Source organism: Candidatus Nitrosocosmicus agrestis, from assembly GCF_008389435.1.
Taxonomy (GTDB): Archaea; Thermoproteota; Nitrososphaeria; order Nitrososphaerales; family Nitrososphaeraceae; genus Nitrosocosmicus; species Nitrosocosmicus agrestis.
The window spans coordinates 1-23,772 of record NZ_VUYS01000018.1 but is presented as its reverse complement, the minus strand read 5'-3'; the positions used below and the strand labels follow the sequence as shown (position 1 = coordinate 23,772).

The 23,772-nt window shown below is 33.2% G+C and carries 21 protein-coding genes; 11 read left to right on the top strand and 10 right to left on the bottom strand.

Annotated features, from left to right (window positions below; genetic code table 11):
• The first annotated feature begins 351 nt into the window (after nt 1-351).
• Nucleotides 352-957: a hypothetical protein gene (locus F1Z66_RS11475; protein ID WP_149863766.1), complete on the top strand. Its 606-nt coding sequence runs from the start codon at nt 352-354 to the stop codon at nt 955-957.
• Nucleotides 958-1,163: 206 nt separating this feature from the next.
• Here F1Z66_RS11475 and F1Z66_RS11470 read toward each other — a convergent pair whose 3' ends face one another.
• Together F1Z66_RS11470 and F1Z66_RS11465 are read right to left on the bottom strand one after the other, a co-directional pair.
• Nucleotides 1,164-2,066 carry a PDC sensor domain-containing protein gene (locus tag F1Z66_RS11470; protein ID WP_159357413.1) on the bottom strand — a complete coding sequence of 301 codons (903 nt, stop codon included), beginning with the start codon at nt 2,064-2,066 and terminating at the stop codon, nt 1,164-1,166.
• 280 nt (nt 2,067-2,346) lie between these two features.
• A complete protein-coding gene (locus tag F1Z66_RS11465) occupies nt 2,347-3,435 on the bottom strand; it encodes a hypothetical protein (protein WP_149863764.1) in 1,089 nt (362 codons plus the stop codon).
• Between the two features lie 344 nt (nt 3,436-3,779).
• Here F1Z66_RS11465 and F1Z66_RS11460 point away from each other — a divergent pair, with 344 nt between their 5' ends.
• The gene (locus tag F1Z66_RS11460) at nt 3,780-5,009 is read left to right on the top strand and encodes a patatin-like phospholipase family protein (protein WP_149863763.1); all 1,230 of its coding nucleotides are present in this window, start codon (nt 3,780-3,782) and stop codon (nt 5,007-5,009) included.
• Between the two features lie 169 nt (nt 5,010-5,178).
• On the opposite strand, the gene F1Z66_RS11455 is transcribed toward F1Z66_RS11460, so the two are convergent.
• From F1Z66_RS11455 to F1Z66_RS11445, 3 genes are all read right to left on the bottom strand, one after another.
• Nucleotides 5,179-5,397 carry a hypothetical protein gene (locus tag F1Z66_RS11455; protein WP_149863762.1) on the bottom strand — a complete coding sequence of 73 codons (219 nt, stop codon included), beginning with the start codon at nt 5,395-5,397 and terminating at the stop codon, nt 5,179-5,181.
• A gap of 276 nt (nt 5,398-5,673) precedes the next feature.
• Nucleotides 5,674-7,188 (bottom strand): hypothetical protein, encoded by a 1,515-nt coding sequence (locus F1Z66_RS11450; protein ID WP_149863761.1) that lies wholly within the window; start codon nt 7,186-7,188, stop codon nt 5,674-5,676.
• A 378-nt stretch (nt 7,189-7,566) separates the two neighbouring features.
• The gene (locus F1Z66_RS11445; RefSeq protein ID WP_149863760.1) at nt 7,567-7,950 is read right to left on the bottom strand and encodes a VOC family protein; all 384 of its coding nucleotides are present in this window, start codon (nt 7,948-7,950) and stop codon (nt 7,567-7,569) included.
• Between the two features lie 477 nt (nt 7,951-8,427).
• On the opposite strand from F1Z66_RS11445, the gene F1Z66_RS11440 reads away from it, so the two are divergent.
• The 4 genes from F1Z66_RS11440 to F1Z66_RS11425 all read left to right on the top strand — a co-directional run bounded on the left by F1Z66_RS11440 (nt 8,428) and on the right by F1Z66_RS11425 (nt 13,889).
• A complete protein-coding gene (locus F1Z66_RS11440) occupies nt 8,428-11,481 on the top strand; it encodes a sensor histidine kinase (RefSeq protein ID WP_149863759.1) in 3,054 nt (1,017 codons plus the stop codon).
• Nucleotides 11,482-11,484: 3 nt separating this feature from the next.
• Nucleotides 11,485-11,868 carry a response regulator gene (locus F1Z66_RS11435; protein WP_149863758.1) on the top strand — a complete coding sequence of 128 codons (384 nt, stop codon included), beginning with the start codon at nt 11,485-11,487 and terminating at the stop codon, nt 11,866-11,868.
• 88 nt (nt 11,869-11,956) lie between these two features.
• Nucleotides 11,957-13,114, top strand: a complete 1,158-nt coding sequence (locus tag F1Z66_RS11430; RefSeq protein WP_149863757.1) for an EamA family transporter — start codon at nt 11,957-11,959, stop codon at nt 13,112-13,114.
• A 343-nt stretch (nt 13,115-13,457) separates the two neighbouring features.
• Nucleotides 13,458-13,889, top strand: coding sequence for a hypothetical protein (locus F1Z66_RS11425; protein ID WP_149863756.1), 432 nt, complete (start codon nt 13,458-13,460; stop codon nt 13,887-13,889).
• Between the two features lie 620 nt (nt 13,890-14,509).
• Here the strand turns inward: F1Z66_RS11425 and F1Z66_RS11420 are convergent.
• A complete protein-coding gene (locus F1Z66_RS11420) occupies nt 14,510-14,995 on the bottom strand; it encodes a hypothetical protein (RefSeq protein WP_149863755.1) in 486 nt (161 codons plus the stop codon).
• Between the two features lie 1,152 nt (nt 14,996-16,147).
• Nucleotides 16,148-16,735, bottom strand: a complete 588-nt coding sequence (locus F1Z66_RS11415; RefSeq protein ID WP_149863754.1) for a class I SAM-dependent methyltransferase — start codon at nt 16,733-16,735, stop codon at nt 16,148-16,150.
• A gap of 228 nt (nt 16,736-16,963) precedes the next feature.
• On the opposite strand from F1Z66_RS11415, the gene F1Z66_RS11410 reads away from it, so the two are divergent.
• Nucleotides 16,964-17,713, top strand: coding sequence for an SDR family NAD(P)-dependent oxidoreductase (locus F1Z66_RS11410; RefSeq protein ID WP_149863753.1), 750 nt, complete (start codon nt 16,964-16,966; stop codon nt 17,711-17,713).
• A gap of 120 nt (nt 17,714-17,833) precedes the next feature.
• Complete coding sequence (locus F1Z66_RS11405; RefSeq protein WP_149863752.1) at nt 17,834-18,433, top strand: hemerythrin domain-containing protein; 600 nt, start codon at nt 17,834-17,836, stop codon at nt 18,431-18,433.
• 206 nt (nt 18,434-18,639) lie between these two features.
• On the opposite strand, the gene F1Z66_RS11400 is transcribed toward F1Z66_RS11405, so the two are convergent.
• Nucleotides 18,640-19,896, bottom strand: a complete 1,257-nt coding sequence (locus F1Z66_RS11400) for a hypothetical protein (protein WP_149863751.1) — start codon at nt 19,894-19,896, stop codon at nt 18,640-18,642.
• 621 nt (nt 19,897-20,517) lie between these two features.
• Here F1Z66_RS11400 and F1Z66_RS11395 point away from each other — a divergent pair.
• Nucleotides 20,518-20,979 (top strand): hypothetical protein, encoded by a 462-nt coding sequence (locus tag F1Z66_RS11395; protein ID WP_149863750.1) that lies wholly within the window; start codon nt 20,518-20,520, stop codon nt 20,977-20,979.
• A gap of 62 nt (nt 20,980-21,041) precedes the next feature.
• On the opposite strand, the gene F1Z66_RS11390 is transcribed toward F1Z66_RS11395, so the two are convergent.
• The gene (locus tag F1Z66_RS11390) at nt 21,042-21,347 is read right to left on the bottom strand and encodes a hypothetical protein (protein ID WP_149863749.1); all 306 of its coding nucleotides are present in this window, start codon (nt 21,345-21,347) and stop codon (nt 21,042-21,044) included.
• A gap of 348 nt (nt 21,348-21,695) precedes the next feature.
• Here F1Z66_RS11390 and F1Z66_RS11385 point away from each other — a divergent pair, with 348 nt between their 5' ends.
• Together F1Z66_RS11385 and F1Z66_RS11380 are read left to right on the top strand one after the other, a co-directional pair.
• The gene (locus tag F1Z66_RS11385; protein ID WP_149863748.1) at nt 21,696-22,106 is read left to right on the top strand and encodes a hypothetical protein; all 411 of its coding nucleotides are present in this window, start codon (nt 21,696-21,698) and stop codon (nt 22,104-22,106) included.
• 121 nt (nt 22,107-22,227) lie between these two features.
• Complete coding sequence (locus F1Z66_RS11380) at nt 22,228-22,494, top strand: zf-TFIIB domain-containing protein (RefSeq protein WP_255437922.1); 267 nt, start codon at nt 22,228-22,230, stop codon at nt 22,492-22,494.
• Between the two features lie 711 nt (nt 22,495-23,205).
• On the opposite strand, the gene F1Z66_RS11375 is transcribed toward F1Z66_RS11380, so the two are convergent.
• Nucleotides 23,206-23,577, bottom strand: a complete 372-nt coding sequence (locus F1Z66_RS11375) for a hypothetical protein (protein ID WP_149863747.1) — start codon at nt 23,575-23,577, stop codon at nt 23,206-23,208.
• Nucleotides 23,578-23,772 lie beyond the last annotated feature (195 nt).

Here is a 23,772-nt window from a genome sequence, read left to right as displayed (position 1 = left end):
TGGGGGCAGATAAAAGGATAACTCACAATTCTCAAATATTCAAACTGTCAAAAAGAACAGAATTTCTTTTCAAATTATATTTAGGTCAATAATAGAAACTGCGAATTACATGTACCAAATAATAGTTTGAATGCCAGGGACTTTTTTTTTTTAATCAGAATACTACAGGGTTCATCAACCAAAAAATATCCATGCCCGCTAGACTGGTTTTCTAAATAGTTTGGTCACAGTATAAGGCATCTCATTTGGATCAATTCATGGTAATACTTGAATGAATATTTTTTACTTTTTTGTAGTTATTTTTAATAACCACTTTGTAATCTTTTAATTTGATAGCCGGCCTTGCGGAATTTGCAGATAATTATAATTCCAGGAATTATAGTGGGATTAATTGGTGGAATACTGTTATTTTTTGCAGCTTACAACTTTTATCCTCATAAGAATGTGAATATTAACTTGGATGGTGATTGTTACGAATTCCTCGGAAATGCATATACAATGTACAAGAATCTAGAGAACATCAAAGAGAGAGAACTATTGAAAATGCAAATTCAGGCAATTGAAAACCCCGATGTTCCTATTCCTATCGCTTTTAGTGGTCCGCAGAGTCAAGTCAACACTCTCATCGATACCGGTAAGATTAATGTCACTAACAGGCAGACTTTGGGGGATAATCAGACGAGTGTGGACAAAGTTATTGTGAAAGGTCTTGGAAAGTTAAGCTTCCTTCAAGAATATTATGATGATTGGAATATTAATTCTACGGATGACACAGAAGTTCAGAGTCTTAAAATAGGAATTTTGCCAAACAAATTCATATCAGCTCAGGAAAGTGCATCAATTAAATCCAAAATGGACAAGTTTATGATTCAAGGGATTAAAGACATTCTGGCTACAAAGGATGGGGTTAAATCTACTGAATGCCGCAGTGCCATAGTTTATCAAGACGGTGGTTAGTACAGGATCTTTGAACAAATTTTATTTGACCTCATCAAAATAAAATAAAAGTATAAGCAAGTCAAATTCTTACCTAACCACTATTATCATTGTCAAACAATCGAGTGGTACCAAAGCACGTTTAAATTCTATACCTCTATGCGGTATTGATTAGCAGATATTTTTAAAAAAACATGATGAAAGTGACAATGTTAGATATAAAATAACTATCTGGGGCTTATCATAACCATGTACCATGTATTGCCGGTAATTGTTACAGGCATTAAATAAATGAACTTTGTTCCTTGTTCATCATTGAATTCATATTTTTTAATTGTTTTGAGATTTTTATCAGAATTGATAATACTTTTGTAATAAAAAGACTTCAAGTCGGTGCTGTAAGTACTGTTATTTGAATTTATCAATTCGGTGCCATTTCTGTCGACCAAATTAAAGGTATCATTAGTATTATCGGAATATTTGAATAATAGTTCTCGGGTATAATTGAAATCCATAATCGCGACCAAATATCCTGCCTTATCGGATTGGACGCCGTTGTATTGAATGGAAGTTCCATTTGACTGAGAATTTATAATAGGGATAGCCACTGCGATGGCTGGAGCATTTATCGCAGCAGATGAAAATACAGTGCTCACATACAAACCATCTTTCAAATTAACCCCTTTGTACCATTCTCTATCTGCGAAATTGAGTCTAGGTAGTTGTTTCTGATCAGAGAACGGTTCCCCAAGATAGATATTTCCATTAGGTAATACTAAAAAGATGCTAGCGATGTCGGGATTTGATTTTATAATGTCGGATAAGAAATCTCTCTTAGATTTTTCCATATCGTTGGGGAGTCCATGTAAGACCTCGCTCACATTGGCTTTATAATCAAAATTATTCAAAATGTGATTCTCACTTGCCACCTGAAGGGTTGAAATAGTTTCATTTAATTTTGAGGTGACGAAATTTGAAAATTGCTCTAAACGTATTTTTTCATCAGAAAAGCCCTGATTGGTGATTCCAGTGGAGTTAGATAAAGTTGCTGAATTATCCAGCGCAAAAGTTAAGGTATAATTAATTGAAAGTACAAGTACAAAAAGGATCACTATTGTGGACAGTATCAAAAATTTTTTCAACTGTTTGGTTTCAGTCTTGATCAATCAATTTTTGAAAGTGTGTCATCCTATAAATTCCAATCATTACAATCATTTTTTTACTTTGACAAAAATGCCTCCACATTGTGACTTGAATTCACTTGATCGAGGCAATATGGATGATTCAGTAAATTAAAATATTAAAGTAGTTTCCCCAATCCCTTCATTTTAAAAATAGTTTTTGGGTCAATGATATGATATATTGATCAGTATGTCACTAGCAAATATTATATACATGAAAAAAAGAGTTTTATTGTTGGTTGGAAGATAGGACTACTTCTGATTCATTTAATACCTCATGGATATCTGCTATAGTTTGCCTAATTTCGTCAAGAGAAACATTCGCATCTATCTGGTCTCTAAGTTTTTCCCTTAACAATGATTCACCTTTGTCTGATAATTCCTTACCTATTGGAGCTTCGATATACTCAAAGTTATCTAGATACGCAGTTGTTGCCAGTTCTTTGGCCTTAACATTATCGTTTGCTTCGTAAGATGAAATCACTTGATCCAATAGACCACGGATTTTTGCGATATAATCACCAGAAGTCTGCTGGCCGTCAGATTGGACAGAGGTACCATTTATTTGAGTATCACCTCCTATCTCTGAGTTGATTTTTTCAATTAATTGGTTGATAATTGTTGGGTCTTTAAGATTGTTGACGGAATCAGTAAGGTTGGAAAAATCTGTTAAAAGCGTTGTTATTTTACCTGTGTCGTTAGAAATATTCTGAGTATCGTTGAATAGTGCATAAGCTCTATCTATAAAAGCTGATCCATCCTGGAATTCCAATTCTAATATAATTTTGCTATCAGCAACACCTTCAGCATATTCAGAGCCAGAGACAGTTAGCAGATCTTTGATGACACTAATATTATGGCTGGGAGAGCTTAATACTTGCTTTGGTACCACCGTTGAAATCACCTCGTCAGACAATTGTAGTGAGGAATGTGATTTATTTTCAAAGTCTGCAACTGTACTGTTCTCAGTCGCCATTGTAGATAACTGATACAAATCATCAAAATAAGTCTGATTTAAGCTGCTATTAGATTGAGTCAAAGGTATTGTAACTAGACTCAGAACTTCCTCGATTGGATGGAGGGTGTGGCCAATGGTTAGAGTTTGATTGTTGAAAAATTTGTTATATGCCGCTTTTTCTATATGCCCCTTGATCTGTTCAATATTCGAATGAAAACCAGTATAATCTTTGTCGGTACCTTGGGCAGTATCATTGATTTGCCCCATGACTGACCCAGAAAAATTTGCACCGATTAATATGGATGATATTATGGCGGTAAGAAACATTACCATCCTTTTTGAGACCTTAAAGTAATGCATACTCAAAACCTATCCAGAGATATATTTAATTCACAAGCCTATTCTCTGATTTGAGAATTAAAATCTAAAGGAGATATTGGCACCACTATAAATCAGTTCAAAAATACAATACCAAACTTGAATGAATCTAGGTAAGCTGGCGTATAACCTCTTTGTTATAATTTTTTTGTGATACCTCATTAAAATCGCTCTGGGCAATTGAGGAAATTATTTTCGGTAAGTGTAATTTACTGATTGAAACATTAAATTATAATTGTGTTTATATATTTAAGTTAGTTAGACATTCATCATAGAGATTTGAAGAACCTCAAAGCTTTTTAGATTAAGGATACAACCTAAACCAATTGTCGAATCAACAAAAGAACAACCTCGAAAAAGTCTTAATCCTTCAAGGTGGTGGATCGCTGGGGGCGTTTGGATGTGGTGTTTACAAAAGTATTGCTAGTCAAGGATTTGTCTTGGATATAATAGCAGGCACATCAATTGGTGGAATAAATGCAGCCATCATTGCAGGTTCAAGGGACGAGGACAATGCGGCTCAAAAGTTAGAAGAATTTTGGATCGAACTCTCTGAAGGATTTGTTCCCAACAAAAATATGAGTGAACTTTATTACGAGAATTTTGAAAAATTTTACAGGAACATTATATTTCCCCTTCCTTCGATGAACCCGTCTCCCGATCATCAGGATCTCAAACGCGAACAAAAAATAAAATACGATCAAATCCAATCATTTAGTAGTTCGGCATTATTTGGAAATTCAAAGTTTTTCATGCCTAGATGGTTGGTTGCCAAAGAACCAATGGATTCAGGATTCCTTAATCCTGCCAAGTGGACATATATCTACGATCACAGACCTCTTTTGAAAACACTGGAGGCATATGTCGATTTTGAAAAGTTGAATCCTCAATCGGATAACAAGATGAGATTAATTTTAACTGCAGTGAATGTACTGAATTCAAGACCGCTGATATTCGATAGTAAACAGATGCAAATCAAACCAAAACACATCTTGGCAACATCTGCTTACCCATTGTACAACTTTCCTTGGATCGAGGTAGAAACAGATGTGTATGCATGGGATGGAGGGCTACTAAGTAATACACCGCTGAGAGAAGTATTGGACGCGTCTCCTATAAAGGATAAAGTGATATTTTTAGTCGAAAACTATCCCAAAAGGGTGAAAAAGCTTCCTGGAAACCTTGGCGAAGTTTATCACAGGGCAAGAGACATAATATTTTCAGACAAGACAGAACACTCTATAAAAATGTCGGCTACGATTACGAGATATTTAGATTTTATTGAAGAACTGTATCAAATTGTTAACACAAATATGGATAAGTTACAGTTAGATGAAAAAACAATAACCAAAATTAACAGAAAATATAAAAAATATCACCAAGATCATGGAGCTGAAATCAAAGAGATTTTTTATATTTCAAGAGATGAAGAGTTCCCTCATATTTTTGAAAATGCAGATTTTTCACCAAAAACAATTTCAAGGTCTATTAGAGAAGGAGCAGAAAAAACCCTTAAAGTAATAGAGGATCATGGAATAAAAGTCAAATCTCGATAAAGTAACTCAATCCACTCACTCGATAACAATTCGAAGAATTCAACGTATTAGAAATCTAAATTGATTGTGTCGTTCCTATATTATGCAGAAGGATAAATAACTGCAAAAAAATGGAAATTAGTAAATTCATTTTACAAAATAAATTATTTCTTGAAATACCTGATTCCTGTTAGTCGCATATGGACTTGTTGAAGCAATATACTGCTTTAGCATACTCTCGAAGTTGATAGAATGAATTTCCTTTCATAAACCAAGCGCCATAGTTATTTCCGGAATGGAAATCAAGATATTTATCAAAACACCTGATCGCTATGCCATAACACTTTTCATTATAATATTTCAAGCCCTTTGTATACCAATATTGTGGTTCCGCAACTACTTTAACCATATTATACTGTAAGATCCACTTACTTTTAAAGTATTGCTTTTTATTGGCAATATCGCACTATATAATCAAGACTTCACAAGAATAAGGATCAAATAATTCGAGACTCCCTAGTAAATACTAGTCAAATGTACCAATACTCCTTTAGTTACCAAATTGACTTTGATAAAAGATCATAGAAATCGAATACAGCGATGAATATTTTTATGATAAATCAATCTCAAAAGGTTATTCAAAATAAAAACTTTCACACAAACGGGAAATCTAGAATGAATACTACTAACAAATCAGATCGTAGGAATCTACCATGGTTTTTTTATATATCGAATTATTCAAATCTATCCTATAATAATCAAGCATATCTGGATCATACTTTCTCACAATATCAATCATCTCCAATTTCTTCCGCCTCTGTAATATCACATCTCTGTGAGCATATCCTGTCAAAAATTTGTATCTACGTCCCAATGCCTCATTAAGGAATTTGATTCTCAGATAATGTCCTCCTGTGCCTCCCCAGTAACCTTCTATCACGCTGATTCCCTCCAGATAAACTGTATTTCTTCTGCCATAATACCTATCTATTGTTCCAGGTCTAAGGGAGTAACACTCAAGAGGACCACCCTTTGCATATCCTATAATTTTTCCGTCAGGTTCGTCGAGCCTCATTGTCACGATTATAGAGTTCAAGTCATGAATTGATTTTATGAATTCATTTTCATTGATTCGCATCAAGGTAGGTACGGTTCCAAATACTTCTAACAGGTCAGCTATAGTAGCATTAGAAATATCTGTTGAATTGTTCTCTGTGACAAATACTAATTTAGACCCCTTCTTTAAGTCTCTCAGACTTAATTCTTTGTTCCATGACTCTTTAAAATTTGCTACATTGTTATAAAAATTCGTCCTAAATTGTTGAGGAACAGCAGATATCACCATATCAAACATTTCTTTTTCGTTTTTCATTAAATAATCAAAAAATTTAACTGAATTCTTGTTAATTACGGAAGGATGCCAACCTAAAGCATGTGCATTCCTCCTTGCCATATCCCTTGCATGTTCGATCCCGCCCAGGGCATAACCGGCCATTCTCTCAGATACAGAAAGTAGCCAGCCCAGTTTTTCAATTTTCTGAGTTGTGTAGGCATCACCGCGGGTAGTTGAAGTTTTGCACATTAATCGCTGGATTTTGTTTCTAGCATGATCCGCAATTTTACCTTCGAAGGGATATGCAGTCCTATGTATTAATGCCACAACAATGTTCAGATCAAGTCCTGCTTCCTCAATAAGCCTAGTAATTTTTTTATCGTTCCTAATGTAAAATTCTACACAATCTTCGTTTGGTTTATCAAATTCCTTCCCGGGGTCATAATCATGAAATAAAGCGGACACGAATAGATAGCAAATGTCATTTCGAGTTATTTCATATCTCTTTGATTGGCAAAGGCCGTCGATAGACAAAAGAGTAAAATAAGCTGCCTCCAGTTCATGTTGTATGTTGTGATAGCCGTAATAATCGCTACCTAGACCTTTCTTGGAGAACTCCGAAACGGTGTGACGCAAAATTTTCTTTAGCCACTTGTCTTTCATACCCAATTTATGCCCGATTGAAATAATGTTTTCACGCAATTCAGATTCGACGGTATTGCCCTTGTGATATGAAACCCACCATGGGAAAAGTTTTAGACGGTTGTAGATTTCGATCCCCCACAAGGTCTGTATTTCGTTGGTTTTTGGGGGAGAATTCTTTATTTTATCCATTTTTAGTTTTTTATTAAAATAGTCATGTGACACCCCCGTTACCCCCTTAACTAGAAATGAATTTCAAAGATATATAACTTGCTTTTCTACATGAGTTTTCATAATACTTTTCAATTTTTTTTAATATTTTAAATAAAACATGTGATATTTTTAGCAAGGTTGGGAATTCTAGTACCTGGATCATTAATAAAATTAATTGTCGAGTATAGGTGGGTCAGGGATAAAAAAAGTAATCAGCTAAATCATACTCTAATAGATCATGTAAGATATATCTGCGGATGTATTTTGATAATAATAATAATAATTATAATGATAATTTAATCTTAAAAAGAAGAATTCCTATCACTTGAAGCCATCCGGTAGCGTCAAGTCATCTTTCTTATTGGAACATAAAAAATTATTTCATTGTTGTCATGAGTTGTAACTTGACAAAAACCATATCACTCCAAAAGGGTCAGAAATCTTGGCTACAATGTCTGTTTTGAACTTGGGTGTAGGAGACTCTATAGAGGTACAGCCATTTCTAATCGCTAATTCATATACTCGATTTACATCCTTCAAATATATCCACAATGATACTCTTTCAGATTTTCTATCTCCGCTTTGTTCCTGAATCATCAGTACAGAATCGCCTATTTCAGCTTCCAGATATCTTTCCGCATCATTTTCAACTTTTTTTCTGATGCAGGCTCCGAAAACGGTTTTGAGAAATGAGAAATATTCACTAATTGAACTCACTATAATAAATGGATTGACTGAATGATAACCAGTTGGAAAATATTCGGAGTTATTCATCAAGACCAAAATCTACGTCCCATTCATTTTAACATAACTAATTCAAAATAGTAAATTGGTTTGAATTTGCCAATAGCATTATTTTAGCCCGCATATTCAACGGTGAGACCGCATTGTTGAAATGTTTTAAAGAATTACCGGAGTAAGACATTCATCTTTGCAAGTTTTCAAAAAACTATTTAGCAGAGACGGAGGAATTTTATCAATAGAAAATTAATTTTTTCCAAATGTGATACAATTGTTTTAAGTTAATTTCATCATTGGAGATACAGATTGGCCTTGTTTTTCCTTCACCTTTAAACGCAAGACTATAGCTTATAAATTCAGGAACGTTTGAAAACATAAACAAATGTGCTAAAAAATACAAAAACTTCTCAAATATTTTAAAAGTTTTTCATCATTTAAATTCTATTTGACAGTTTGAATTAGTTAATAACAAAGCCTAAAAGTGGGTGCGGATAAGGAGTGTTATTGGGTATGAATGGAAATACTGTATCAAATCTAATACTTGGAAATCATATGCAAAATAGATTACCATTTTTTATAGGTATTTCCATGATCATAATTGTTATAGTAGATTTGCTTATGACACGGCAGCTCCTTTCATATGACCCAACTATTGGAAGAATAATGTTCGTTCTTACTATCATAGTTGGATATGGGTTTGGGACATATGTATTACTAGTATTCGCCCATCACGTTTCAAAGAGTTTGAGGCAAAAATCGAGACTAAGTTCATCGATTCACTGGTCAGTCATTGTGATTCAAACTATACTTCTCTGTGTTCTAATTGTAATGCTACTATATGGTAACCCCGACTATATTTTTTCGAGGTTTGTCTTTGCAATAAGTTCAGTACTTGCGACCGCAATTATGGCCGTATTAACATATAAATTTTTTTCATGGTATAAAGCCAGTAAATACAAAAACTCAATTGTACTATTTTATGCCTTGGCAACACTGACACTTGCATGCTCAATTATCGAAGATTTTACAACCAAGTTTTTTATGATTGATATCATTTTCGAAGATGATCATAAGTCGGACACAACCTATGATTCATCATTTCAATATAAACAGTCTGATAAGTTTGGCGGCCAAGTTGTTTTTATAGATTCTAATAAATTTGGTACCAGCTATTTTGTTATTCCCAGTGAGATTTTAGAGACATATAATTTACTTAATTCAATAATTTTGCCAGTTGGTTTTGTGTTTAGATGGACAGCGTCCACAATGCTATTAAGAAATATTTACCAAAAGTTTGGCTCACTGCCTATATGGTTTTGGATCATTCTTTCCCTACCATTAGTTCTTTATATTATTGGCAAAATGCCAGGGTTTTTCTCGGGAGAAAGCCTGACAGGGATTGATGAAGCATATAGATACTTTTTTAGGATATTGTTCAGGCTTGGAACGATTGCGGGCAATATTCTGTTTGGTTTGGCCTTTTTTATTGTCGCCAACAAGATGAAGAGTTCCAAGATCAAAGACTTTTTAATTCTAGCTGGGATTGGAGATACTATTGTAGGGATATCTCTTTCAACTTCAGCGGTTGAACCCACTTTTGGTGTAGCCGCCCATTCATTAGTATTGCTTTCTACCTATTTGTTCATGTTGGGACTTTATTCATCAGCGATTACTGTATCCCAGGACTTGAAGTTGCGTCAATCCATAAGGGATTCAGCAATAGAAGAGTCTAGACTCCTTGTCAGTATTGGATCTGCTCAAATGATTCAGGAAATTGAGAAAAAGGTAATCGGGGTAGTCGAGTATGAGAAAATTCAGATGGCTCAAAGTACTGGTCTTCAGTCAACCTTTACTGACCAAGATACCCGTGAATACCTCAAGTCCGTACTCAAAGAAATAAAAATAATACACAATGTCGAGGATATCATATCTAAGAGTAAAAATATACTCATAGATTCACGTGAATTCATACTGTGCACCAAGACACAGGGTCTTCTCCTAGCTTACAACAATTATTTTGACGTATATCAAAGAATATGTAAACACAAGCAGGCTTTTGCTCATGATGGAATAAGAATTGTGACTAAAATTGATGATAACAATGATATTATAACTGCATCTCATTTTTTAAATTTAGGGATAGAAATCAGGCACGTAAGAAATCTACCACCTATTAATTTTGCCGCATCAGAAAGAGAAATGATAGCGACCATACAAAAAACAGAAGGAGGGCAAGTCATCCAAAATTTATTAACTACAAATGAAAAGGCTTACCTAGAACATTTCAGATCCATTTTTGAGGAACTGTGGAGTAATGGAATAGACGCCAAAAGTAGAATCAAAGATATCCAATTAGGCTTAGACAATGAAAATATAGAAATCATACAGAATCCCGAAGCTTTTGAAAAAATGCTCAATGATTTGCTTAAGACAGCATCTATTGACATCGTAGGTATATTCTCTACAGCTAGAGCATTTGAAAGACAGAAGAACTCTCTGTCTTTTGCATTGCTAAACGAAAGATTCAAAAGCACGGGACTAACAGTGCGTATTCTTGTACCAGAAGAAGACTCAATTTACAAAATAATAGACGAAGTTGAAAAACAGGGTTTTGCTGATCGTATCAAAATCAGGTTAATTGACCGCAGTATGCAAATCAAGGCATCCATTGTCGTAATAGACAAAAAGTATTCCTTAGCAGTTGAGGTTAAGGATGATTCAAAAAATACCACTAAAGAAGCTATAGGCCTAGTTACCTATTCAAATAGTTCATCTACAGTACTTACGTACTATTCCATATTTGAAAGTTTTTGGAGGCAAGCGGAACTTTACAAGCAGCTCCAATTGCACGATAAAATGCAAAGAGAATTTATCAACACTGCGGCACATGAATTGAGGACACCCATACAACCGATCCTTGGGGCAGCGGAAATATTGAAAGGGTACCCCAAGAATGACAGAGAGAAGGGATTAGTTGAGATAGTTGACCGAAATGCCAGAAGGTTAAAGAAACTAGCCGAGGACATCCTTGACGTTACAAAAATTGAAGGATATGTTTTGAATTTAAAAAAAGAAAAGTTTGACATTAATGAAGTTATACTTGAAAATATCGATAATTACAAACAAAACATTGAAAAGGCAAATGTTGTATTTACAACCTCCCTAGATTATGATGATTCGATTGTCAGTGCAGATAAGAATGGTATCAGTAGAGTAATATCCAATTTAATTGATAACGCGATAAAATTTTTACCCGAAACAGAAGGTCAAATAACCATATCTACGAAATCACAAATACGGCAAGAATCCAATGGTGTATCGAGATGGATGGAAATAGTAGTAGAAGACAATGGCAGCGGGATTGATGAAGAAATTCTTCCTAAATTGTTTACAAAATTTGCTACGAAATCATTTAATGGGATTGGTCTTGGATTATATATTTCTAAGAGCATCATAGCAGCTCATAATGGAATGTTAGTCGCACAAAATAATCCATCAGGTAAAGGAGCAAAATTTATTATTTCGTTACCCAAGGGTAATGATAGCATTCTGGATGAAAGATAGCTTATGATTGGTATTGATTTTAAAAAAAAGATTCTGATAGTAGACGATGAAGAAGATATTACTTTCATTTTTAAAATTATATTGGAAGACTCTAACTATGAGGTTGAGATATTCAATGATCCAATTGAAGCATTGTCAAATTATAAAAAAAACTATTACGATTTGATTTTATTAGATTTAAAATTGCCCTCCATATCTGGAACAGAACTGTACAGTAGGATTAAAGATATCGATAGTAATGCAAAAATATGCTTTCTTACATCGAGCGAACAAATTAGTCTGTTCAACAATAGCAAAATGGTCCTTCCAAAATCTATTACAATTATACAAAAACCCATTGAAAACAGTGTTTTTGTACAAAAAATTAATGATTTACTCACAGAATAAACAAAATTTCTTGTTTTGGATTCTACCGTCACGTTCGTAAACTTAGGTTGAAAATTCCTTTGTTGGTTTAAATAATAAAACAATTTTTTTGGAATCCAAGGATCATCTGCTTGACGAGGGAGATTTTAAAGATATTCATATCAAATTAGTGGACAATCCGCAAGTAAGCATTATACATGACCAAGTTTTCTGGAAATTATATAGTTACATGGAAATGAATAATCAAACTAAAATATGGCTAATTCTTGTTTCGCTGTGGATTATTAACGGATCGAGCTTTCTTGCTATAAAGGTAGCCATCGACACAATCCCACCATTGTTGAGTGCTGGGTTAAGATTTATCCTGGCAGGACTTGTATTGTTTACGCTTTACTTCCTTATCACTCAAAAGAGTGAATCATCGACTGCATCCTTAGGTACAAGGCCGACCAAATCAAGAATAGGGATTTTTAGTTTAAAAGCCCAATCGAATCATCCCAGAGAAAAAATAACTTTGAATCAATGGAAGGACAGCCTCATTTTGGGTGTTACTTTATTCTTAGGTGGTCAGGGTTTACTTACGTGGGGGGCACAGTATTTGTCCTCTGGTATGACAGGCTTGTTGAATTCAACTATTCCTCTTTGGGTGGCAATTTTGCTATACATTTTATATAGGTGGATAAAAAAATCAAATGATGGTCCAAAACTGACCAAACTAACAACCATGGGACTTATTTGTGGGTTTGGCGGGTTAATGTTACTAGTTGCTCCTTCGATAGGATCCGGCGAGATGAATCCAATCGGGGCCGCGGCACTGATAATCAGTTCGGTTTCATGGGCTGCAGGGTCGATTTACTCTACAAAATCAAAGTTGCCGGTAAGTATGCTAGCTTCTTCTGGAATGATAATGCTTACTGGAGGATTAATGCTTGCGGGAGTAAGCTTCCTTTTTGGTGAATATAAATCACTAGATTTGTTTCAAATATCATCTCAATCCCTGATGGCCCAAGTTTATCTCATAGTAATAATTACCATTATAGGGTTTACAGACTTTTATTATCTGTTAAGAGTTACTTCGGCATCATTGGCAAATACTTTTGCTTATGTCAGTCCAGTTATTGCTGTACTCCTAGGTTGGGCCATATTAAATGAGCACTTAACTATCACTACAATTGTTGCAATGATTATAATACTGTTTGGGGTAGCTCTAATGGTAACTAAAAAGAAAAAGATTGTGCAAAGCAAAGTAGAGAAGAAAGAAATTTGAAATAAAATAAGAATTTGGATTACCAAAAATATAATGAAGGCGACTTTTTGTAAGTTACAGCCATAAATATTCTTATATTTTTTTATTTTTGAAAATTCGATTAAAAAGATCGTTATAGCATTTTGTGGTTGCTAAATCCATGTCAATTATTTAAAGAATGGATTGAAATGGAATATTCTTGTATTAATGGTCGGTTAGCAATCCCTGGTTTGAACACTTTTGGACAAGAACTTGACGTTCTGATACCGGATTCTTTAATTATAATAATAAGATAATAATAATTGATTCTCTCTTTAAACGCTATTATATCTAGAATGATAAATAACATTGCCGGCGATACGAAATGGTCATTTTTATAAACCTTGAACACCTCCCCTTTGAAACTAAAATGAAAGTCTTGAGGGAAATAGAAATAGAGTTTTTTCCTAACGATAATAATAGGACAGATTACTACAGAATAATTTACCGCGATAATTCTACTGGGAATGATGATAAGAGAAATTCAGATAAAAGAACTGATATGATTAAAGGTATTGAGATAGAGGAGCAAATCGATATGGTAAATGAAATTAAACTGAAATTAAAGGAAATTTTAGTTAGATTGGCGATTGCTGATTTTGTTGTAACGAAGGACTCTAACTCTTATGAAAGTTTGACTTTCTTAGAAAGATCTAATGCAGAGTCTAAAGGAATATTGCATTGTCGACATTGCGGAATGGAATTTGAGGACGAGATGCAACTAGGAAACCATCTGAGAATTCATTTTATTATTTAATCAACCTCTTTATGCTTTGAAATTTTTCTACCAGAGTTTTTTAGGAAAGGTTGACTCTCCGGGTAGCTTAGGAAGGAAGTTTATATTGTGACATAGTCCGGTTATTCATTATAATTTCGTGGTGACCTTTTATTTAGCATAATAGTTTTCAAATAGGCAAGTTTAGATAAAACATAAATATTTTATGTGATATCAAAACTTTTTTTAAAAAAAATATAGAATATTATGATCCCTCAAATGTTATAAAGTTTATAACAGTTGTAAATATATTTACATATACACAAAAAAAATCATATCAATCTATGCCAAGAAAATAGTTTGGCAACACAAGAGCCGGTATTATATTTCGCACTTTGGCAATCTAAGGAATCAGCAGACTAGATCAAACCAATGGCCTTTAGTTTGTATACACTCAAAGGGATATGTATACAGACCCTTAATTCCCCTTTAAGTATCCTATTAATATTATGTTCTAATCTAATATACAAGTATGCCTCACACTACTAAGAAGCCTCAGTTTTGAGGAGGCGGTATTTGTTGCAAATAAGCAGTCAAGTTCTTGTTCTTAGTAATATAAACATGTCTTATACTTACCCTGTTGGTTTATATAAACTACATCGTTATTTTTTCTTTTTTGGGAACAAGTCATCTATAAACTCATAAAATGTCAACTCAATCAGGTACATTGCATTAGACATCTCAATAACACTATCCCAAAAGTATTGTTTACAAGTTATAGAACCTACATCAATGAACAAATACTTTTCCACACTTATAACCGCATTTTCGATTTTACAAAGCAAACGTATTGGAGAAAGTATCTTGTGCATTCTTATAAAGAGACTATTTTGTACTTCTTCCTTCAAATGTTCAAAGTCGGTCCTGTCTTTTGGTGTGAATGCTACACGCATTCTGAGTAGAAAACCATCTCGATACTCTTCCTCTGAGACGATTTCAAAAAATTTTATAGCCTCGTTTGGAGGAAAAACCTTTGCGTAATATTGAGGTCCATTTTCAATTTTAGATTCTTCATTAATAGAATAATTATAATCTTTCAGCCATTGTAACATGGTCCTATACACATGCTCCTTGTTACTATCAGTCATTACTAGAGGTAACAAAGTCCAATATTTAAGTAAATGGAATATAGTAATATGAATCAAAGTAATTTATTGAGACAAATTTAGGGAAGTCCAAAAAATTTAAAGTAGAATACCATATCCTATCATTTTCATGACTTGATGCAAATTGGCTCTGAAAAAAGACTAAACAATTAATATCGAAATCAAAGTAATATATTTTTAATCTAATTGACGCTGGATGCAAACTACACTTTAAACAAAGTATTTGCTCAAGAATTTTAAAAATTTTACAGTTATATTGATTAATTAACAATTAGGATATTATTATTTTCTTATTACGAATAGAACAGAAAAACCAAAGTACAATAAAAGAAAAGTGGAATGCAACAGTCTTTAATCCGCGAAATGAATACAATTTATTTGTCATTAGGAAAACTATGGGTAAAGCGGTCCGACGATTTTCCTGAATGTATTCAATAGTAATTAATGCTTATTTTATGAATTTAAATTTCTAAATAAAAAAGCATTTTCCATTAATAGAGCAAAGAGAAAGGATCACCCAAACCCATTGTTATATGTTTTTTCTTCAATAGTATCGCAGGAAAAAAGATTCTAAGAAATAACAAATATTGTTTAACTTTGGTTGCAATTTTTTGATACTATTTTGAGATTCATGTTGTTACATCTTTCTGACAATATTTGAATTATAATATTGCATATGATAGTATGTTATCTGATTTTATAATGAAGATACTATTACAATTTGATGGTTAATTCGATCTTAAGCATTAATTTCAAAAACCTGAAAGTAATACTCAAAAAAAAATCGCCTTCAATATTAAATTGAAGGTTTATTCTACATTCTTGATAAAAGGTGTCTGTAATATTTTGTGTAATATACAAAAAAAGAGCATGTCAGTCTGTATAAAATCCAATCTACTACGTGTAACAGTCCTAAATGAAACGCTAGTTCTTTCAATATAGAGGTCTGAATATACTGTTATACTATGCCTTTAGAATGTGCATTCTAAGTTATCAATGATAACAAAGATTTTATTGATTGTAGCAAAAATGATCCTTCATAAAAATTCATTGAGTTTAATCGAATTTGTGAACCATAACGTAAAAAAAGAAGAATAACAATTTTCCGAGGTAATACATGAAATTGAATGTAATCTATCGATTACGTGACTTTTCTAATTCCAACAAGAGTATCTTAATGCGGTCTGGATCTTGCTTAAACTTTCTCACGTAGTTGGAGATATATAAGGATGGAACATCATCTTGTAATTTAATTAAATGAAATCCTAACATGGCAAACGTTGTTAACAACCATTTTTTCCATGTTTGAAACTCCTCCAAAAGAACTGGTGATAATAATTCATTGGTATATTCAGTAACCAATACTAGTTTACCATTTTGTTTTAATTTTTCTCTTAATGTAAGATAAAGATTTTTCCATTCATACTCCCTTTCTATTCCTATGTAGTTTGGATGTGGTAAAATACATAAAAAGGTGTTAATTGTTCTGTCAGGCAGATTGTAAACTACCTCTTCAAAGTCATCGTTTAAAAAATATATGTTATCGTTTCTTTTATTCAATATTAACGAGAGGGATTGTTTATGAAGTTTGTGATCGATTTCAATTCCGACATAGTAGTAATTACCGGTTAAATTAGTGCAAGAAAGATCAAACAACATTCTACCGTCGCCTGAGCCAAGCTCTACTATATACTCGCGGTTTTTTAAAAAAATATCCTTCATTAAATAACGGTATCTCTACAAATTGGAACATATAAAGCAATTCAGTGAAACCAATTACTTTTGAAATATGTTCAGTCGTTATTATTATTTATAGGGTGTAACTTCGCTTATATTGAAAGTTCAAATAAATGTCCTCCTTGTTGATAGTCAATTTATAGACCATCTTATCCTTTCAATTCTACAGAAGGTACTAGTGAAAGTTAAATGACTTGAGGTTAGACAAATTATATGGATAATGAATTTGCTGATCGGGTAATACTTGTCACAGGAGGAACTGGAGGACTAGGCACATCAGTAGTCAATATGTTCATTAAACAGAATCCCAAAGTGTTGGTAATAGCTCATCGAACAGAGAAGGATAAAAGCAGCTTTTCAAATCTTTTGGATGAAGGTGGGAAGGAAGCAATCTCCAAAAAGACGGATACTATCGTTGAATTTGTTAAAGCTGATGTGACGACAGAAGATAGTGTAAAAGCAATGATTACTGAGATTGAACAAAAATATGATAAAATAGACATTTTGGCAAATATAGTAGGGGGATACATGGGAGGTAAATCCATTGAAGAGACTACACTAGGGGAATTTGATTTCATGATTAACATTAATTTAAAAGCAGCTTTTCTGCTAACCAAGTATGCCATATCTTCAATGAAATTAAGAAGTACAGGCAAGATAGTCCATGTTTCTTCAGCATCAGGTGTAAAGGCATTTGGTAACGACACAGCTTATTCGTCTTCTAAGGCTGGTTTGATAAGATTGGTCGAATCGGTTAAGGAAGAAGTCAAAAATAATGGGATTAACATTAACTGCATTCTTCCTACAATAATAGATACAAAAGCAAATAGAGAGGCAATGCCACATTCAGACTTTTCAAAATGGTTGGATCCCAATGATTTAGCTAGAGTTATCCTTTATCTCTGTTCAGATAGCTCAAAAAGTGTCAATGGTGCCGCAATTAGGACTGATGGTAGGACCTAATACATCATTACTGCTTGCATGTGTCTGACCTGTACGCAGATACCCGAAAAATTATCTGCTCTAAATCAATTTGTTAAATGTAATTAATTTAATTATAATGACTAATAATAATTAGCCAAATTGAGAGCGACTCAAGAGCTTAAGGAGGACCATGTAACTTTAAGAAGAGTTCGGGACATTGCGATGAAAAGTTCCAAGCTTCTTTTGGAAAATAAATCTATTCCTATTGAGGATATAGAGATTATATCAGTTGTAATTGAAGAATTTATAGATAATTTTCATCATGGAAAGGAGGAGTCGGCTTACTTTCCGGAGACTAAAGATAAGAACAATTATGCAGAAGAAGTGCGAAAATTCTTGATTGAGCATGAATTTGGAAGAAGGATCGCAAAAATGCTAAGAAGCGCCACAACCAATCTGAGGAACTCAGAAAGAAACAACCAAATCCCAGAAAGAGAAAATATAGATAAGAAAGAACCAGTTGCACGATTTTTAAGAACCTATGCAATATTTATAGATGATCATACTGGAAAGGAGGACAGATTTTTTGATGATGTCGAAAAACTCGAATATATTTCGCCTGATTTAGACACCTTATTGTTGAAGCATTACGAAAGTTGCAAAGTTAAGATGGGCGGTGAGGAAAGGATATCTCAAATGATCAAACTAATAGAATATCTCGAAAATTGTGAATGGATGAAACAATATCGTCAAACTTGAGAAACATATTTGATTTTTGTGTGTTTATGTAGTTTTGATTCACTTGATAAAAAAATTAATGGATAACAAGCAGTAAGTTTGACTTATTCACAGCGACTTGACTTTATAATATGTGTGAAAATTTAAAATTTACCTTATCAGAATACCATAAAAAAATAAATAATTTCTCAGATCGCTAATAAATTGGAATTGTTGACCCTAGTTAGTTAACTAAAGCTAAAATCAATTCCAGCAGACTTCATGGTGTCTTCAACATTGTCAAAAATATCGCCAATGCCGGAATTTGATGAGCCAAAGTCGTCGTCAGAACCACCGTTGTCGTCGTCAGAACCACCGTTGTCGTCGTCAGAACCACCGTTGTCGTCGTCAGAACCACCGTTGTCAAAGTCAAATCCAAAGTCAAAGTCATCCACCCTATTAGAGAAGTCAAAGCTGTCATTGTCATCATCATCGTCGTCGTTGCTACTGCTACGGCTTGTATTGTCATCGTCATTGTTGTCATCATCATCGTCGTTGCTACTGCTACGGCTTGTATTGTCATCGTCATTGTTGTCATCATCATCGTCGTTGCTACTGCTACGGCTTGTATTGTCATCGTCATTGTTGTCATCATCATCGTCGTCGTTGCTGCTACGGCTTGTATTGTCATCGTCATTGTTGTCATCATCGTCGTCGTCGTTGCTATTGCTGCTGCTGCTCCCGCTTGAACCGCCAAAGCTATTATCTACACCAGTTAATGCACTGGTGGTCTTACAACAAATCGGTCCGTTACCAGTATCGTCGTTAAATTGTTGGACTTGAGCAATGGGTTGAACTTGGGTCGTTAATGTGGTATTACCCCCCATAGTACTATTGTTAGTTGAATTCATTGGCGAATTCAACATCATTTCATAATTAGATAATTGTGCTTGAGTAAAGTTGGTTGCAGTTACGTTAACAGAATAATAATCTTGAGAGGACTGACCTCCAAGGTTTGCACAGTATATCTTAGATGTTATCTTGTTGTTTCCCTCATTAATGCTGGTGTAATTGCTTGAAAGTGTATATTTCCATGAAGAATAGTCATTGGAGCCTCCCAATCCTGTTGGTTGAACATTCTGATATGGTTTCACATTATTTAATATGATAGTTACATCACAATCAGAAGTTGCATTATCTTTTGAAACTCCATTAATAACTAATGATTTATTGGAGTTTAAGGGAACTAGATCACCTTTGTCAGGTGAAGTAATTTTTATACCGCCATCTAACTTTGTGGTCGTTGTAGCAGGTTCAATACTAACTTTGTCGGGTGATGTGGGTGATGCGGTATTAGATGTACTATTAACCGCAGTTATATTTGATGGATTTGCAGGCGTAGTAATATTCTGAGCAAATGCCACTATACTATTATCAACATGAGTACTAGATAATAATAAAACAGTCAACAATACTGCAAAAAAAACACCAAGTTTTTTTACCATAAATTATTTTCAGATTTCTATATATATTAAAGTTTGACAAGATTTTTCTATTTGATAAAACCATATATATCTTCCTTATTTTATTCCCAAGATGTGAAGCATAGTTATTGGCATCCTACGTTGCTACGAATGCAGATAACAAACCTGTTCATAATACGAAGTTACACTAAAGAATAGAAAATGGAATTCATACTTTCTAAATAATTAAACTGACCCTACTAGTACAAAAAGGCTTTCCCGTTCACAATAATAAATTTCGGCAAGTCTGGTCGATATTGAAATTTCGCACCTATCGAATAATCGGCATTATCTTTATTGTTGCAAATAGTTTATAGTTAAATAAGAATGCAGAAAAAAGAAGATAGTAATTCGGGCCAATAATAATAAAAATCGGTTGAAAAAAAGAATAAACTCGGTTGAATGATAAAGAACACTTAGTTTGTTCTGGTAAAATAACAAAATGGATAAAAGTTATATGATTTAAATGCTTATCTCTCAAAACCAAATAATTTACATTTTAAAAACAAGAGATCTCCGAATCCGATTCCAATTTAAAAAATTGTGAATTTATTTTATTTTTTGATCAATTAGAATAAATAATTCGACTTTATTATCAAATTAGTGACTGATGATAGCAAAGAATATCGATTTAATTCTGTTATAAGCTATTTAAGAGAATCAGGCTTTACAATCTCTGACGAAAAACATACCATAGTTACCTCGGAGTTTTATGCAAAAATAATTTCCCCCGAAGCTCTACCGGTATTAGAATTGATTTCATATCCTAGTTTAGGAAATGGAATAATGTTTCAAGCTAAACTTGTTAATTTAAAAGAACAATTCCCAAAGTTAAGTACATCCGACTTAAAAAATAGAATAGAACTGGATATAGCTATGAAAGAAATGCTGAACGAGAATGAAATCTTGCTTTCAAACACTGATGAAGAACTTATGATTCAAAAAAATTTTTCCATAGACCCTCAAAAAACTGAATCCAAATTTGAGATTCTAGACCTGGTTTCTACTCTTCAAACTGTCACTAAAAATGTCGAAAAATGGGTAGATTCCAACATTAGAATGTAAAGTTTACTACTAAAGACCTCAAAAATTGGTATTTCGAAATAAAGTTTGGAGGATAGACTTGTTTAATAGTCCATAAAATCTAATGGATCTTCAACCAAGTCATTATCTGGATCTAACATATATTCATGTCCCAACTTGCATTTTAGATCCGAACACAACAATGGGGACGTATTATCGTCTTCTTCTGTAGAGGTGCTAGTTGTAGAATCAATGTTGGAGCGAGTGTTGTATTGTTCATGACAGGATACATTTGGATCTTTCACTTCGCTACAAAGTGCATAAATCGGTTTCACACCTATGAAGGAAGCTAGTAGTGTCGCAGTAGTTAAAATAGTAAGAACAGCGGCAACAGTTATTAATGTTCTCATGTTTTAGAATTCAATCTTAAACAATATTAGAATTTATCAACTTATTACTGCTATATTTTTTGGTATTCTTCTTTAGGTCAAAGACCTGATTTATTGTTTCTTGGTGATTAACGAGATCAAACCATACTTGAACAGAAAGTAAGTCTTCGACTAATCATATTATTTATTTTATCCTGATTATGGGTATTTACTTTGGCTTATTCTTTAGGATTAGGCAGTCACAATAATGTAGATATCTCTTCAAGGTTTCGGATTTGAGAAATAACTAAGTTTAATTGTATTATTAGTCTGCTTTATGTAGAAACCCCGCAAGGATTAATTTAGCATGGCAGTCAATTTGCAAAGGATTTGAATAACTATAAAACGGTTTTGATTCTGATAGACATTATAGTTCTAATATTAGCTTCATTACTGGCTATTTTATTTCTATCCTTTGATTATGATTTATTGGGTTTGAAGAATTCACCTTATATACTTCCCAAGGAATTCAAGGAAATCTACGATTATCTACCTTGGGCACTGTTTCTCGTATTGATAATTGACTTGACTATAAAATTAAAGTTAACCGGTTTTAATCATGTTGAGTTTTTGGGAAAATATTGGGTAGATATCTTGTTGACACTGTTAATTCCACTACTTTTCCCAATAAAATTTGCCAAACCAATTGTAAAGGTGTATAAATCCTCAAAGATTACTAAATCTGGAATAAAGATTTATCAAAAATATCTTAAAGTTTTTCGACATAGAACACGAAAATGACTATTAACAAATAGAATACAAAGTGGCAAGTTTACATATTTTTTATATAATTGTACATCCGGACTTTTAAATTTCATATCCACATATTTGAGTTAAATAGTTTAATAGTTATAGCAATCTTATGAGCTTGAGATGTCCTAACTGTAGTACACAAATGTTGTTGAGCAGCAAGAACGGTGTCGAAATAGATCATTGTCCTAAGTGTAAAGGAGTATGGCTTGATCGTGGTGAATTAGAAAAAATTACCAGTATGCAAAATCGTTACGATGACGATCACTTTCAAAAATATCATCATGGAAGGGAATACGATGATGACGATGATGATTATTATTACAGGAGAAAACATAAAAAGAAAGGTTTCTTTGGAGATTTATTTGATTTTGATTAAAGAGCATCAAAGCAATCAACAAATATTTTTTTAAAATATATTTTTTGTAATATACCAAAAATCATCAACTTATCAAGAAAAATATAATAAATAATTCATGAACGAGGATCATAACCAAAAAAATTTTTACACACACAAATAAAACAATGATGATCATCAGGCCTATGAGCATCAAATCTATGTGACAGTCGCAAATGACCACAGCTTCTACAAATATGATATTTTCGAGAGTCCATATTCATATAATAAATGAATCATACATATAAGAATGGCAATTTTTTAGGAAGACTATAATATCATTAGATCTTAATTTGAAATAAAATTGATGCGGCCTTAACTCTCAAGAGTCAAATAACAAAAATTTAGATATTAGAATTCAATTGATTGTTATATAGTATGTTATACATGTAATATACATGTCAGAAGAAAATAAAAAGAAATTCGATTGTAACTGTGGGGCTGCTTTTGACACTGTTGAGGAATTAGACAAGCACAATCACGAAGCACACTAAGTAGCAAGTATAAAACCAATAATCATCATTTTTCAATAATTAGAATGATATATTTTCATATTGGGCAGGTAGATGTATTGACAATATTTTCTTCTAATAATCTGTATTTTTTTATATTTTGATTAGTTATTTGCATTTTTAATTACCAAAATAGTCGGGTTTTTATGAATAAAAAATAATGTAGTCAACTTGTATACCTTTAAAAAAAATAATGCGCACGTTCATGAATGTATTTTTCTTCTTCACTGCTAGAAACAGCACCACAAAATTCACAAATGAAAATGCCTAGCTGTTCAAGATCATCGGGTTTTAACAAAGTTAAAGTATTGTCTTCCTTTGAATCCACAGCCACATCATAATGTAGATTCTTATCGGAATCCACAGTCTTGCGAACATGTTTTTCAAATTCAGAAAATGAATCATTAAAGTCGAAATAAAAGACCAAGTTTTCAGGCAGGTTTTTCTGTCGATTCAAATATTCTCCCACTTCAGGGAATTCATGCTTTAAAGATTCAAGAAACTGAAATACATCATTGTAATCGACGTACGAAAGATCGACTCTGACTCTCAAGGAATCTCTACATTTCCACAGAGGTTTAGGAGGCTATTAATATATTTGAATAAGAGAATAGTTATCAGGGCTCTGTTCAGTTAACGATAAGCCTATAGCTTGAAAGCATTCCATTTCTTTTATGCTTACTAGAAACAGAACGCCTTCAAAGTATGTATATTATGGGTTGCATTTGTACTTTTCAGGCCTATCCTT